The organism is Flavobacterium sp. JLP, from assembly GCF_015350755.1.
GTDB lineage: Bacteria > Bacteroidota > Bacteroidia > Flavobacteriales > Flavobacteriaceae > Flavobacterium.
Map to the genome: position 1 here is coordinate 127,271 of NZ_JADKPS010000008.1, position 15,394 is coordinate 142,664.

14 protein-coding genes are annotated in these 15,394 nt (G+C 35.4%); 12 read left to right on the forward strand and 2 right to left on the reverse strand.

What is annotated here, in order from left to right:
- Positions 1–47 precede the first annotated feature (47 nt).
- The 8 genes from IRZ83_RS17570 to IRZ83_RS17605 all read left to right on the forward strand — a co-directional run bounded on the left by IRZ83_RS17570 (position 48) and on the right by IRZ83_RS17605 (position 8,414).
- Positions 48–1,142, forward strand: coding sequence for a fatty acid desaturase family protein (locus IRZ83_RS17570; protein ID WP_194570519.1), 1,095 nt, complete (start codon positions 48–50; stop codon positions 1,140–1,142).
- A gap of 71 nt (positions 1,143–1,213) precedes the next feature.
- A complete protein-coding gene (locus IRZ83_RS17575) occupies positions 1,214–2,404 on the forward strand; it encodes a pyridoxal phosphate-dependent aminotransferase (protein WP_029273240.1) in 1,191 nt (396 codons plus the stop codon).
- A 347-nt stretch (positions 2,405–2,751) separates the two neighbouring features.
- Positions 2,752–3,210, forward strand: coding sequence for a ferritin-like domain-containing protein (locus IRZ83_RS17580; protein WP_194570520.1), 459 nt, complete (start codon positions 2,752–2,754; stop codon positions 3,208–3,210).
- Positions 3,211–3,327: 117 nt separating this feature from the next.
- The gene (locus IRZ83_RS17585) at positions 3,328–3,906 is read left to right on the forward strand and encodes a hypothetical protein (protein WP_194570521.1); all 579 of its coding nucleotides are present in this window, start codon (positions 3,328–3,330) and stop codon (positions 3,904–3,906) included.
- 161 nt (positions 3,907–4,067) lie between these two features.
- Positions 4,068–5,942, forward strand: coding sequence for a peptidase U32 family protein (locus IRZ83_RS17590; RefSeq protein ID WP_194570522.1), 1,875 nt, complete (start codon positions 4,068–4,070; stop codon positions 5,940–5,942).
- A 401-nt stretch (positions 5,943–6,343) separates the two neighbouring features.
- Positions 6,344–7,519 (forward strand): formate-dependent phosphoribosylglycinamide formyltransferase, encoded by a 1,176-nt coding sequence (purT, locus tag IRZ83_RS17595; protein WP_307300492.1) that lies wholly within the window; start codon positions 6,344–6,346, stop codon positions 7,517–7,519.
- A gap of 2 nt (positions 7,520–7,521) precedes the next feature.
- Positions 7,522–7,839: a DUF6370 family protein gene (locus IRZ83_RS17600; RefSeq protein WP_194570524.1), complete on the forward strand. Its 318-nt coding sequence runs from the start codon at positions 7,522–7,524 to the stop codon at positions 7,837–7,839.
- Complete coding sequence (locus IRZ83_RS17605) at positions 7,839–8,414, forward strand: Crp/Fnr family transcriptional regulator (RefSeq protein ID WP_194570525.1); 576 nt, start codon at positions 7,839–7,841, stop codon at positions 8,412–8,414. Before IRZ83_RS17600 ends, IRZ83_RS17605 begins: the two co-directional genes overlap by 1 nt.
- Before the next feature lie 124 nt (positions 8,415–8,538).
- On the opposite strand, the gene aceA is transcribed toward IRZ83_RS17605, so the two are convergent.
- Positions 8,539–9,819, reverse strand: a complete 1,281-nt coding sequence (aceA, locus tag IRZ83_RS17610) for an isocitrate lyase (protein WP_194570526.1) — start codon at positions 9,817–9,819, stop codon at positions 8,539–8,541.
- Between the two features lie 204 nt (positions 9,820–10,023).
- Entirely contained in the window at positions 10,024–11,625 is a 1,602-nt protein-coding gene (aceB, locus tag IRZ83_RS17615; RefSeq protein ID WP_194570527.1) for a malate synthase A, read from the reverse strand.
- Positions 11,626–11,743: 118 nt separating this feature from the next.
- Between aceB and IRZ83_RS17620 the strand changes: the two genes are divergently transcribed.
- The 4 genes from IRZ83_RS17620 (at position 11,744) to IRZ83_RS17635 (ending at position 15,373) form a co-directional block, all read left to right on the forward strand.
- Positions 11,744–13,225: a helix-turn-helix domain-containing protein gene (locus tag IRZ83_RS17620; protein WP_194570574.1), complete on the forward strand. Its 1,482-nt coding sequence runs from the start codon at positions 11,744–11,746 to the stop codon at positions 13,223–13,225.
- 6 nt (positions 13,226–13,231) lie between these two features.
- Positions 13,232–13,591, forward strand: a complete 360-nt coding sequence (locus tag IRZ83_RS17625) for a hypothetical protein (protein WP_194570528.1) — start codon at positions 13,232–13,234, stop codon at positions 13,589–13,591.
- 379 nt (positions 13,592–13,970) lie between these two features.
- The gene (locus IRZ83_RS17630) at positions 13,971–14,687 is read left to right on the forward strand and encodes a pirin family protein (RefSeq protein ID WP_194570529.1); all 717 of its coding nucleotides are present in this window, start codon (positions 13,971–13,973) and stop codon (positions 14,685–14,687) included.
- Positions 14,688–14,839: 152 nt separating this feature from the next.
- Positions 14,840–15,373: a YceI family protein gene (locus tag IRZ83_RS17635; protein ID WP_194570530.1), complete on the forward strand. Its 534-nt coding sequence runs from the start codon at positions 14,840–14,842 to the stop codon at positions 15,371–15,373.
- The last annotated feature ends 21 nt before the right edge of the window (positions 15,374–15,394 follow it).

Sequence of the window (15,394 nt, forward strand, 5' to 3'; positions counted from 1 at the left end):
AATTGAAAATTTATAATAATTACCTTTGAAAACTATTTAAATTAATTATGAATAACACTGCGCCTACATTTGCTAAACAAGACAATCTGAAGTTTTTCAGAACACTTAACTCACGAGTAAACAATTACTTCAAGGAGAACAACATTCAGAAAACTGGAAACTGGAAGCTGCACCTAAAAGCCGTTATTCTTTTTGCAGTTTTTCTAACGCCTTATTTTTTAATCTTGACTCTTGACATGCCTTTTTGGGCACAATTGTTATTAAACATTCTTATGGGAGTTGGAATGGCCGGAATTGGAATGAACGTAATGCACGATGGCAACCACGGATCTTATTCTTCTAAATCATGGATTAATAAAATTATGGGAGGAAGCATTTATGTTTTAGCCGGAAATGTACATAACTGGCAAGTACAACATAATGTATTGCATCATACCTATACAAATATCCACGGTCATGATGAAGATCTTGATGCAGGAAGAATCATTCGTTTTACACAAAACGCAGAATGGCACCGTTTTCATAAATTTCAACATTACTATTCATTCTTCTTATACGGACTTTTGACTTTTAATTGGGCTTTAACAACCGATTTTAAGCAGATGAAAAACTATTTAAGAAGAAAACTATCTTACGGAGCACCTCAAAGTCCTGCAAAATTATGGACGGTTCTAGTAATTACAAAAATAATCTACGTTCTAATCTGGATGGCCTTGCCAATGATTTTAGGTGTAACATGGTGGAAAGTTGTTATTGGATTTTTTGTAATGCATTATACAGCTGGATTAATCTTGAGTATTGTTTTTCAATTGGCACACGTAGTAGAAGAGACTTCTAATCCAGTTCCGAATGAAGAAGGAGAAATCGAAAATACATGGGCAATTCACCAATTGTACACAACAGCTAATTTCGCTCCAAAAAACAAGATAATCAACTGGTTTACAGGAGGATTAAATCATCAAATTGAACACCACATTTTTCCAAATATCAGCCACGTCCACTACGGAAAAATTGCTGAAATTGTAAAACAAACCGCAAAAGAATGCAACTTGCCTTATCATGAATTCAGAACTATGAGAGGTGCAGTTGTAGCGCATTACAAGCATTTGAAAGAGCTTGGAATGAAACCGGAACTAGCTTAAAAACAAAAAAATCTATTAATAATAACCATCCTTAATTAAAGTTGAAATTAAGGACATTCAAAAATTTTATAATGAATCATATTCTTTCGGACAGAATCAACAACTTAGCAACATCACAGACTTTAGCAATGGCAGCTTTAGCTCGTGAATTAAAAGCACAAGGAAAAGACATTATCAGCTTAAGTTTAGGTGAACCAGATTTTAATACACCAGATTTTATTAAAGAAGCTGTTAAAAAAGCAGTCGATGAAAATTACAGCACATATTCTCCAGTAGAAGGTTATTTAGAGTTGAGAGAAGCAATTTGCAGAAAATTCAAAAGAGATAATGATTTAGATTACAAACCAACTCAAATTGTTGTTTCTACAGGAGCAAAACAATCTTTATACAACATTGCACAAGTAATGTTAAATGATGGCGACGAGGTTATCTTGCCAGCGCCTTACTGGGTTTCTTATTTCGAAATTGTAAAACTTTCTGGCGGAGTTCCTGTTGAGGTTCCAACGTCTGTAGAAACTGATTTTAAAATTACTCCAGAACAATTAGAAGCTGCTATCACACCAAAAACAAAAATGATGTGGTTCAGTTCTCCTTGTAATCCTTCAGGTTCTGTTTACAGCAGAGAAGAGTTAACAGCTCTTGCAAAAGTGTTAGAAAAATACCCAAATATATATGTAGTTGCTGATGAGATTTATGAGCACATTAATTTTTCAGGAACGTTCTGCAGTATTGGTTCAATTCCTGGAATGTTCGAAAGAACAATTACTGTAAACGGAGTTGCAAAAGCGTTTGCAATGACAGGATACAGAATTGGTTATATTGGAGCTCCTGAATTTATTGCAAAAGCATGTACAAAAATTCAAGGGCAAGTAACTTCTGGAGCAAATTCTGTAGCACAGCGTGCTACAATTACTGCTGTTGATGCTGACCCAAGTGTATTAAATCATATGGTTCAGGCTTTCCACGAACGCAGAGATTTAGTTGTTGGATTATTAAAAGAAATTCCTGGAGTAAAAATTAACGTTCCTGAAGGAGCATTTTATGTTTTTCCAGACGTTTCTTCTTTCTTCGGAAAAACATTAAGAGGAACTGAAATCAAAGATGCAAACGACGTTTCGATGTACCTTTTAGCGGAGGCAAATGTTGCAACAGTAACTGGAGACGCTTTCGGAAACCCGAATTGTATTCGTTTCTCTTACGCAACAAGCAACGATATTTTAAAAGAAGCATTGCGCAGAATCAAAGAAGCTTTGACTGCATAATATCATTATAAGTTTATTAAAACGGCTTAAGGTTAAAAGTTTCATCACTTTTATACTTTAAGCTGTTTTTTTTATGGGCGTGTCCTCCGAGCAGTCCCAAAATTTAGGGATTGCTGCAAGTCTTCGCTTCCTTCGTCTGGCTTTGGGCTTTGCACTGCTTTCCAAAGCTACCAGTTATTCCGTTTTTCAAAGAAATCTGCCTTAATGTGCTTAACCCATATAAACTTAAATGATGAGTTTCAAAATTCCCATTCCACAATATTATAAATCACAAGTATAATCCTGTAAAACAAAAGCTTTAATAAGTTCCCATCTTTGTAATATAAATTAATTAAAAAATTATAGTCATGATACATACAGATGAAACCACAAAAGAAGCAGTTAGTACATTAGAAGGATTAATTTCAATTCTTGAAGACGGAAAACTAGGATATACAAATGCTGCAGAACATGTAGACAGTCCAGCTATTAAAACTGATTTCTTAGATTATGCACGTGAGCGTGCTCTATTTATTGTAGAAATACAAGACGAAATCAACAAATTAGGAAAATCAACTGATACATCAGGCGGAGGTCCATTAGGAGCTTTACACCGTACTTGGATTGATATTAAATCGTCATTTACCGGAGGAGATACAGAAGCAATCATTAATGCTTGTATTACTGGAGAAGAAGCTGCTATTGAAAAATACAAAATGGCTTTAGAAAAAAACGAACTTGAAGCTAGTCAAGTAGCTATTGTTTCAAAACAATTAAACATTATCGAAAATACTTTGACTAAAATCAAAGCGAAAAAATTGTCATAATATTTGACACTATTTTTTTGAGAAGCGAAACTACCTGGTTTTAAACTGGGTAGTTTTTTTATTTTATAAAATCTGAAAAATAAATATTATTTTCGTTTCCGAACCAAAAATAAATTTATGACATCAACTTTACGCAATCTCATTTTAGTTCTTATCTCCACATTCTTTTTTTCTAACTCCACAAACGCTCAACCAAGAAAAGGCAAGTTTATTAATATCACAGCTGGTTTAGGAATTACGGCCTCTGATTATGAAGAAGATAACGTTGAATTAGATGGAAGTGGCTTTTATGCACAGGGCGAATATGTATGGGGAATAACCAAATGGTTTGGATTACGACCTTATGCTGGGGTTATTTTCACATCTCCTGCTAAAAATACTAATACAGATCAACCCGATTATAAAATATCAACAAAAGCATTTTTATTGGGAGGAAAAGCTCGTATTTGTGCACCAATTCCTTGGATTGCACCGTTCATTGAAACAGGTTTTGGAGCTTCCATCGGTTCATTTGAAACTTATACTCCATCTACCAATATCAAAAAAAGTGGCATAGTAACGCATGTCCCTTTCAGTTTTGGTTTAGCTTTAGGGCCTAAACACAATATTGAAGCAGCCTTCACTTATTACTATCAATCCTCTGTCGATCAGTTTTGTGGCGCTGTAGCAGTAGGATATTCTTTTCCTATAGATTAATTTTTTTAAATATTAGAAAAGAAAATCTTTTTTTAAATACAACAATTCCATATTAGTTAACTATTTCAAAAAAATCCCTTCATCATTAGCAAACTCGAAATATTTGTAAGAACTTTGCAAACTTTTTTCCGTGAATACCACAAAAGCCTAAAGTTCTACAAATGAAGAAGAAAATTGAAATATTAGCTCCTGCTAAAGATTTAATTGGAGGAATGGCCGCCATAAACAGTGGGGCCGATGCAGTTTATATTGGTGCGCCACAATTTGGTGCACGTTCTAATGCCAACAATTCTATTGAAGATGTTGCTGCTTTGGTACAATATGCGCATTTATTTAATGCTCAGGTTTTTGTTGTTATGAATACCATATTGTACGATAACGAACTGGAAACGTGTCGTTCAATGATTTGGGAATTATATGATATTGGTGTTGATGCCTTGATTATTCAGGATATGGCGATTATGGAAATGGACTTACCTCCTATTGTACTTCACGCTAGCACACAAGCCAATAATCGTGATGCAGATAAAATTAAATTCCTTAAAGATGCTGGAATCAAACGTGTGGTTTTAGCGCGTGAATTAAACCTTCATCAAATTAAAACAATCTACGATCATGCTGATGTTGAGTTAGAATTTTTCGTAACCGGAGCTTTATGTGTTTCTTTTAGCGGAAACTGTTATATGAGTGTGGCTAATGGAGAACGCAGCGCCAACCGTGGTTCTTGCGCGCAAAACTGTCGTTTACCGTATAACTTAATCGACGGAAACGGAGAAACTTTAATCAGAAACAGTCACTTACTTTCGATAAAAGATTTAGATATTTCAGATCAAATTCCGAATTTGATTGAAGCTGGAATTGTTTCCTTTAAAATCGAAGGAAGATTAAAAGATGTTGTTTATGTTAAAAACAACGTTTCTTACTTACGTCAAAAACTAGACAGCTTTTTAGAAGGAGCAGGAAGCGAAAAATACATGAAAGCTTCTTCGGGAACTTGTACCTACACTTTTGATTCTTCTCTAAGCAGAACTTTCAACCGCGGTTATACGGATTATTTTGTAAACGAAAGACACAGCTCTATTGGTTCTTGGGAAAGCCCAAAATCAAAAGGGCAGTATATTGGTAAATTGATCAGAACTGTTGGAAACGCTTATGAAATCGAAAACGGTGAATTACTAAACAACGGTGACGGACTTTGTTTTATCAACGAAAACAATGAAGCCGACGGAATCTATGTAAACAAAGCCGAAAACGGTAAAATATATCCAAACGTTCTAAAAGAAGTTAAAGACGGAACTTTCATCTATAGAAATAATGACGCCGCTTTTATCAAAATTGTAGAAAGAGAAGACAGTGCCGTTCGTAAATTAAGTACAACTTTATTACTTACAGAAACAGAAACTGGCTTCGAGTTAATCGCAACCGATGAAGACGGAAATGTAAGCACCGTTACTTTAGAACACCCAAAAGAACAGACTAAAACAGGCGAATCTATCGAAGAAAATATAAAAACACAATTGGCAAAAACAGGTTTCACACCTTATACTGCTAATGAAATCAATATTATGTTTTCTCAAAACTGGTTCCTTCCTATTTCAAAAATCAACGAAATGCGAAGAACTGTTTACGATCAGTTAACCGAAATTCGTTTGGCAAATTACAAACGCGAAGAACACCAATTGGTAAAAACGTCGCATCCGTACCCTGAAACCAAATTAGATTTCATGTACAATGTTTCAAACAAAACAGCTCGTAAATTCTACGAACGTCACGGTGTTACCGAAATCGAAAAAGCATTTGAATTACAATGGGATCCAGGAAAATCTCGTGTAATGACAACCAAATATTGCATCAAATACGAATTAAAAAAATGTCCGATACATCAAAAAGATATCGTGGGCGTTAAAGTAAAAGAACCATTGGTATTAAAGCAAGGTGAGTTAGAATACAAACTAAAATTCAACTGCAAACCTTGTGAAATGGAAATCTGGGAAAAAGATGCTGAATTTGAAATTGAAGAAGATCATTTTCATTAATATTATTTAACCGCAACGGTTTTTACCGCAAAGAGCGCAGAGGATTACGCAAAGGTTCGCAAAGATTTTATATTTAATCTTTGCGAATCTTTTTTTTATGTTGCTATTTACGCCAATCTTGTCATTTCGACGCAAGGAGAAATCGCACACGAGATTCCGTAAAGTAAAGCACCAATTTTTGTCGAGTTTCTAGTGCGATTTCTCGTTCCTCGAAATGACAAACTGTGTGGTTAGGTGATGGAAAAATTAACCCTAAAATAAAATCTGCCGAATCTGCAAAATCTGCGAGAAACTTTTTGCAATCTTTCTTTCACTTAAAAACAAAAACTTTGCGTTCTTCGCGTAATTCTTTGCGAACTTTGCGGTTAAAAGCATTTTTCTGTACTTTTACTACTCAAACAATACAACACTCCAAAATGAAAATACTACTCCTAGGTTCAGGCGAATTAGGCAAAGAATTTGTCATTGCCGCACAACGAATCGGACAAACCATAATAGCTGTTGACAGTTACGAAAATGCTCCGGCGATGCAAGTTGCACACGGTTTTGAAGTCATCAATATGCTTGACGGCGAAGCTTTAGACCGAATCGTAGCCAAACACAAACCCGATTTTATTGTTCCAGAAATAGAAGCCATTCGCACCGAACGTTTTTACGATTACGAAAAGCAGGGAATCACAGTTGTTCCTTCAGCGAAAGCGGCAAACTTCACTATGAATCGTAAAGCAATCCGTGATTTAGCTTCAAAAGAATTAGGTTTAAAAACAGCCAAATATCAATACGCAACATCTGCAGAAGAATTACAAAAAGCCGTTCAGGAAGTTGGAATTCCGTGTGTGGTAAAACCTTTGATGTCTTCATCAGGAAAAGGGCAATCGACTATAAAAACAGAAAGTGATATTGAGAAAGCATGGCAATATGCCGTTGCAGGTTCGCGTGGCGATGTTATCGAAGTTATTGTAGAAGCTTTTGTAGATTTTCATTCTGAGATTACGCTTTTGACGATTACTCAAAATGGAAATCCAACTTTGTTTTGTGCTCCAATTGGGCACCGACAAGAACGTGGCGATTATCAGGAAAGCTGGCAGCCGGCACAAGTTTCTGAAGCTGATTTGTACGAAGCACAGGATATGGCCGAAAAAATCACGGAAGCACTTGGAGGCGCAGGGCTTTTTGGCGTTGAATTCTTTTTAACCAATGAAGGTGTTTATTTCTCTGAACTTTCTCCTCGCCCACATGATACTGGAATGGTAACTTTGGCCGGAACGCAGAATTTTAACGAATTTGAATTGCATTTACGTGCAATTTTAAGTCTTCCAATTTTTGAAATAACCTTAGAAAAAGCCGGAGCAAGTGCCGTAATTTTAGCATCAGAAGATTCAAAAAATCCAACTTTCAGCGGAATCGAAAAAGTCGCCGCTTTACCAAAAACTGATTTCAGGATTTTTGGAAAACCAACTTCAAGACCCTACCGCCGAATGGGCGTTGTTTTAGCGAATGATTCATTAATAACCCCAATTGAAGAAGTGATAGAACGTGCCAAAGAAACCTCCAAATTAATAACCGTAAATTCTTAAAAATGAAAAAAGCACTATTTATAGTATTCCTATTTATCGGAATCGCAACCCAAGCTCAGGATAAAAAAACAGTCGAAAAACCGCAAATTGTAGAAACCGCTTGTGGCGAATGCCAATTTGGAATGAAAGGAAATGGCTGTGATTTAGCGGTTCGCATTGACGGAAAACCTTATTTCGTTGACGGAACAACAATTGATGAACATGGCGACGCACATGCAAAAGATGGTTTTTGCAATGCAATCCGCAAAGCTTCGGTTACTGGAAAAATAGAAAACAATCGTTTTAAGGCTACTTCATTCACTTTGATAAAACAAAAATAATGGAGTTAATTCTTGAAAATATAGCCAAACACGTTTCGCTAACCCCTGAAGAGCAGGCGCTTTTTTTATCTAAACTCGAAACTAACACATACAAAACCAAAACTATTTTATTAAGTGCGGGAGAAGTTTGCAGACACTCTTATTTCGTTAACTCCGGAATTTTAAGAAGTTTTAATATTAATGATAATATAGTTGAGCATGTTTTATCATTTGCCTGCGAAGGCTGGTGGATGAGCGACATGTACAGTTTTTTTTCGCAAAAACCTGGACAGCTTTTTATTGAAGTTTTAGAAGACGCAGAAGTGGTTTCTTTATCTAAAGAAAATCAGGAACAATTGTATTTGGAGATTCCAAAACTGGAACGCTTTTTTAGAATTTTAATTGAAAATTCATTAGTTGCGAATCAGCAAAGATTAATGGACAATTTAAGTTTACCTGCGGAAGAACGTTTCGAAAAATTCAGTAAAAAATACGGAACCTTAATTCACAAAGTTCCTCAAAAACAAATTGCGTCTTTTATTGGAGTGACGCCAGAATTTTTCAGTAAAATGAAAGCGAGGCTTTTGAAGAAATAAAAAATAATTTCAACATTAAGAGAAAGGCTTAATCTTCTTCATATACCAACACTTAACTCCCTTAATATCTTAATGGTGAAAAACAAAAAAACCAGTTCAATGTTGAACTGGTTTTTCTTTTGAATTAAAATTGCTCAACCTCTGTAGAATGTTTCATCGCTGTTATGGTTGATTTTCCTATCATTACGGTATTTTGAACCGCATCAAAATAAGACGTTCCCACAAACGCTTGGTGTTTTACCGCTCGGAATCCGTTTTTCTGTAAAGCAAATTCACGTTCCTGTAACTCAGAATATCCTGCCATTCCTCGTTCTTTATAAGCTTTTGACAATTCAAACATACTGGTGTTCAAAGCATGGAATCCCGCCAAAGTAATAAATTGGAATTTATAACCCATTGCAGCCAAATCTTCTCTAAACGTTTCCATTTCGGCAACCGTTAATTTTGCTGCCCAATTGAAAGACGGAGAACAATTGTAAGCCAGCATTTTATCTGGAAATTGTTTTTTCATAGCCGTAGCAAACTTTCTCGCATAATCCAAATCTGGATTGCTGGTTTCCATCCAAATTAAATCAGCGTAAGGTGCGTAGCTCAAGCCTCTTGCAATTCCCTGCTCGATTCCGTTTTTTACGTAGAAGAAACCTTCGGCAGTTTTTTCTCCAGTTAAAAATTTTCTGTCTCTTGGGTCGGCATCGCTTGTTAATAAATTGGCCGCATCAGCATCGGTTCTTGCTACAATTAAAGTTGAAACGCCCATAACATCTGAAGCCAAACGTGCTGCAATTAATTTATTAATCGCTTCCTGCGTTGGCACCAAAACCTTTCCGCCCAAGTGTCCACACTTTTTAGCAGAACTCAACTGATCTTCAAAATGCACTCCAGAAGCTCCGGCTTCAATCATTGATTTCATTAATTCGAAAGCATTTAGATTTCCTCCAAAACCCGCTTCGGCATCAGCCACAATCGGAACTAAATAATCTTTTTTATCTTCAACTTCATTTACCGTTTGAATTTGGTCGGCGCGCAGTAAAGCATTATTGATTTTTTTAACCACCATCGGAACGCTGTTTACGGGATAAAGCGATTGGTCTGGGTACATTTCTCCAGCCAAATTTGCATCAGCAGCAACCTGCCAGCCGCTTAAATAAATTGCTTCTAAACCCGCATCGACTTCCTGAATCGCCTGATTCCCGGTCAAAGCGCCCAAACCAGCTACATAATCCTGACTTTTTAACTTTCTCCATAATTTTTGCGCTCCCATTTTAGCAATAGAATGCTCAATTTGATAAGATCCCTGAAGCGTAACTACTTCTGCAGCAGTATAAGGACGTTCAACACCTTTCCATCTCGGGTTCGTAATCCAATCGTTAATCAATTCCTGAATTCTGTCTTCTGTTGTTTTCATAAATAGTTTAGTTAAAGTGGTTAGTAAAGTTTATAGTTTCAGTCTCAGTTATCAGTAATCAGTAATCAGTTTTAACTCGACTTAAATAAATAGTATTCGGAAGATCTGCGCAGATCTTTTCATTCACATTCGATCTGCGTGATCTGCCAAATCTGCGTGAGAAAATTATTCGCCCGCAGATCTCGCAGATTTAGCAGATTTTTTTTATAAATATTTGTAACACGGAATCGTTAAGAAATCAACGAAATCTGTACTTACGACTAATCTTTCCAGTACTTTTTCAGCCAGTGGAAATTGCTGTTTTTCGTGATTTTCTTCGCCTAATTCTTCTTTAATTTTTCTGAATTCATCTAAAGCCAATTCATGATAATAAGCCAAATCTAATTTTCGTCCATTATCCAAAAGCACTTTATTTTGAAGCCATTGCCATAATTGCGATCTTGAAATTTCTGCAGTTGCTGCATCTTCCATCAAATTATGCAATGCTGCCGCGCCTTGACCGTTCAGCCATGAAGCTAAATACAAAACTCCAACATTGATATTTTTTCGAACGCCGTTTTCAGTGATTATTCCGATTGGTGGTTCAATCAAATCTGCTTCTGTAATTTTGCGATGTTCTCTTTTAATATGAATCTGGTTTGGAGTCGGCATTCCTTTATCAAAGATTTCTTTTGCCAGCGAAACCAAATCCGGATGTGCAACCCAGGTTCCGTCGTGACCATTTCGAACTTCGCGTTCTTTATCGGTTTTCACTTTCGCGAAAGCGATGGAATTAGCTTCTTCATTATTTCGAATCGGAATCTGCGCGGCCATTCCGCCGATGGCGTGAATGCCTCTTTTATGACATCTTTGAATAACCAAATTGGAATACGCATTCATAAAAGGTGAAGTCATATTTACCTGATCTCGGTCCGGAACGATGAATTTTGGATTTTTTCTAAACTTTTTGATGTAAGAAAAAATATAATCCCAGCGTCCGCAGTTTAAACCCACGATATGTTCTTTTAATTCGTAAATAATTTCATCGAGCTGAAAACTTGCTGTAATGGTTTCAATTAGAACTGTTACTTTTATCGTTCCTCTTTTCAGCTTCAAGTAATCCTCGGTAAAATCAATTACATTATTCCACCAGCGTGCTTCCAGATAGTGCTCTAATTTCGGAATGTAGAAATACGGTCCAGAATGATTTTCTAAAAGTCGTTTATGATTATGAAAAACATACAAACCAAAATCTACCAAAGAACCCGAAACTTCTTTCCCTTCAATTAAAAGATGTTTTTCTGGCAGATGCAAACCTCTTGGACGCACAATTAGTGTTGCCGTTTTTTCATTTAAATGATACGATTTCTGTTTCACCAAATCAGTAAACGTGATTGTTTTATTTACCGCATCGATTAAATTCAGCTGGCCTTCCATCAAATTTTGCCAGGTTGGCGAAGTGCTGTCTTCAAAATCGGCCATAAAAGTTTTGGCGCCTGAATTTAAAGCATTGATAATCATTTTGCGATCAACGGGTCCAGTAATTTCTACTCTTCGGTCTAATAAATCTTTCGGAATTTCGGCTGCTGTCCAATTGCCTTCCCTGATACTTTTGGTTTCTGGAATAAAAACCGGCATGATTCCCTGATCAAAAGTGACTTGTTTTTGCTCGCGCTGCAAAAGCAATAGTTTTCGCTGTGATTCGAATTTTCTATGCAGTTCAGTTATAAAAGCAATCGCTTCTTCTGTCCAGATCTTTGGATAACGAAGCTTCTTTTCGGCTAAAAACTCCATCGCCTTTTCGGTAATTTCTAATTGGTTTTTCATAGCTAATAGATTTTATACTACAATGTTACAAAAAGTTTTTTATAAAAATAGCGAACGTTCGCTAAAATTTAAAAATATTTTTTTGGCGATTATTTGTAAATCAGTTACATTTGATATTATGGATATCGAAAAAGACTATATAAAGCTGATATTTGGGCTTAAACTCAAGCAAGTCAGAACTCAAAAAAATCTTTCTCTTTTTGGCTTAGCCAAATTGACGAATCTTTCAAAATCGTATTTAAACGAAATTGAAAAGGGAAAAAAATATCCAAAAGCAGACAAAATTTTGCTTTTATGCAAACATTTGGATGTGACATATGACCAAATGGTGTCTTTAAAACTCGATAACAACCTGGCTCCTATTGGCGAAATTCTAAAATCTGGAATTCTAAAAGAGATTCCGCTTGACCTTTTCGGAATTCAGGAAGCGGATTTAATAGATATTATTGCTAATGCTCCTGCTAAAGTCAATGCCTTTATTAGTACCATTATAGAAATTGCACAGCATTATAATTTAAGTCGTGAAAGTTTTTTTTTAGCCGCTTTAAGATCGTATCAGGAAGCGCACAGTAATTATTTTGAGGATTTAGAAGAGAGAGTAATTACGTTTTCGAAGTCGTTTCAGATCAATTTAGATTCTAAAATCAGCATTGAAGAATTAGAAGCCATTCTAAAAGAAGAATACGAATACAATATAAAAGAAATCGCTTTTACCGATCAGGAAGCTTTGGGCGATTTGCGTTCGATTTATGTTCCGAAAAGCAGAACTTTACTACTTTCAACAGAACTTGACGCGCCGCAGAAAGCTTTTATTTTAGCTAAAGAAATTGCTTATAATTATTTAAAAATTTCAGATCGGTTATTGACATTCAGCTGGATTAAATTTGAAAATTTCGATCAGGTTTTGAACAATTTTTATGCTTCTTATTTTGCAGGCGCTTTATTATTGCCGAGAAAATTGGTTGTGGACAAAATCAATAATTTCCTAAATAATGAAAAGCCAAATCCAGAAGAATTTGTTTCTTTAATTGAAAGCTTTGAAGTTTCGCCGGAATCGTTTTATCAGCGCTTAACGAATTTATTACCGAAAGATTTTCAGCTGAAAAATTTATTCTTTTTAAGAATGTCACATCCTATTGGTTCAGATGTTTATCAGATAAAAAAAGAATTACATATTACAAATCAGCAAGAACCTCACGCTAACGAAACCAATGAGCATTATTGCAGAAGATGGGTTTCGGTAAAAACCATAAATGAAGCCATCAGACAAAATAAACCGCATTTTTTTGATGCTCAAATTTCGAGTTATGTACATAGCGGGAATGAATATTTGGTTTTTTCATCGGCAACAAAAGACCCTTTTGTAGAAAATAATATTAGAAGCATTTCAGTTGGAATTTTAATTAATCCAACAATGAAAAAGAAATTTAAATTCATTGAAGGAAAACCTCTTATTAAACGAATCGTTGGTGTTACGTGTGAAACCTGCGATGTAAAAAACTGTCTCGAAAGAGCTGCACCGCCGATTGCCCTGGAAATGAAAAAACGCCACGACAACACAGATTTTGTTGTACAGCAGTTTATTAATCAATATAGTTAGAACGTTATGAAATATTTTGCTTTAATAATAACGCTGTTTTTTATTAGCTTCAATCAGGAAACAGAAAAACTTACCGGACGTTATAATTATTTAATTGAAAACGACAATGTCTATATCCAAAAAGATAAAATTACTTTTAGGGATAGTGTTTTTGTCTTTGATAACAAGTTTATGCCAAAAGGAAAAATTTCTTATGGCAATGTAATATTGTTAGACAATTTCATAAATACTGATTTAATTATAAGTATCCCAAAAGATCAAATCAAAAAAGATACTATTGAATTTTTCATGCATGATAAGAAAAGTTCAGCTGCGAATTATCTTGATGAAGTGGTTGGGAAAGGGAAATTGATTAGGATTAAGTAATAGGAGTTTTTTTAAAAAATCTCGCAAAGACGCGAGTCGCAAAGTTTTATTTCACTTTGAATATAATTAACTAAACATATCTTCTTACAATCTTGTCATCTCGACGAATGAGAGATCACACAAGAAACTCCAATCCTGTAATCGTCAATCTTTGTCGAGCCACTTGTGTGATCTCTCCTTCGTCGAGATGACAAACTGTGTGTTAGACGCACTACTGTGCGCCTCTACCTTAAAACCTTTGAACCTCTGCAACTTTGAGCCTTTGCACCTAAAATCTAAAAACCTCAAAAACCCAAAAACCTTTCTTAATCTAGATTAAGTGCTTTTCCTTGGCCTTGGCGGTATCTTTGTACTATAAAAATAACAAAGCAATAAGATCATGGAAAATATAGTATTACATAAAGCAGAAACAAGAGGAAACGCAAATCACGGATGGCTTAATGCTTATCATAGTTTTAGTTTTGCAAGCTGGTACAATCCAGATAGAATTCAGTTTGGAGCACTTCGTGTTTTGAATGACGATACAATTGCAGGCGGAATGGGTTTTGGAACGCATCCTCACGATAATATGGAAATCATTACGATTCCGTTAGAAGGTGATTTGGCGCACAAAGACAGTATGGGAAATACTGAAATCATCAAAAATGGTGATCTTCAGGTAATGAGTGCCGGAACTGGAGTGCAGCACAGTGAGTTTAACCCAAATGCAGATCAGCAGACTAAATTATTGCAAATCTGGTTGTTTCCGAACAAAAGAAACGTTGCGCCTCGTTACCAACAAATCACCTTGGATGTTGCGGACAGACATAATAAACTTTCTCAGATTTTATCTCCCAATGCAGATGATGAAGGGGTTTGGATTCACCAAGACGCTTGGTTCAATATGGGTAATTTTGACTCAGGTGTATCTACAGAATATACAATTAAAAAGGAAGGAAACGGCGTTTACGCTTTTGTTTTAAAAGGAAACTTAACCATCAACGGTCAGGAATTAAACACTCGTGATGCAGTTGGAATTTCGGGAACTGACATTTTAAAAATTCAAGCCAATACAGATGCTGAATTTTTATTAATGGATATTCCAATGAACTATTAATTCGACAGCAATTTTTCAAACAAAAACAAAATAAACAAAACGGACAATCAAAAAGTTATTTCATTTCTTAATCTAGGTTAAGTGCCAAATGAAGACAGTCGAAGTAACTTTGTCCTATCAAAATGAAATTAATTATTTAAAAAAATAAAATTATGGCAACTACAAAATGGTCAATTGACCCAACTCACTCAGAAATTGGTTTTAAAGTTAAACACATGATGTTTACAAATGTTTCAGGAAAATTTGGAACATATGACGCTACAATTACTACAGAAGGAAATGATTTTGAAAACGCAGCAATCGAATTTTCTGCTGATATTGCTTCTGTAGACACTGCAAATGCAGACAGAGACGGACACTTAAGAAGTGCAGACTTTTTTGATGCAGAAAGCAATCCAAAATTAACTTTCAAAGCTTCATCATTCAAAAAAATCGATGATGGAGATTACGAAATAGTTGGAGATTTGACAATCAAAAGTGTTTCTAAAGAAGTAAAATTCCCTGTTGAATTTAGCGGTATCATGACTGATCCTTGGGGAAATACAAAAGTAGGTTTAAGCATAGAAGGAAAAATTAATCGTAAAGATTGGGGTTTAAACTGGAACTCAGCTCTTGAAACTGGAGGCGTTTTAGTAGGTGAAGAAGTTCGTTTAAACATTGAATTACAATTTGTAAAACAAGCTTAATACTTTATAATAGGTTTTAAT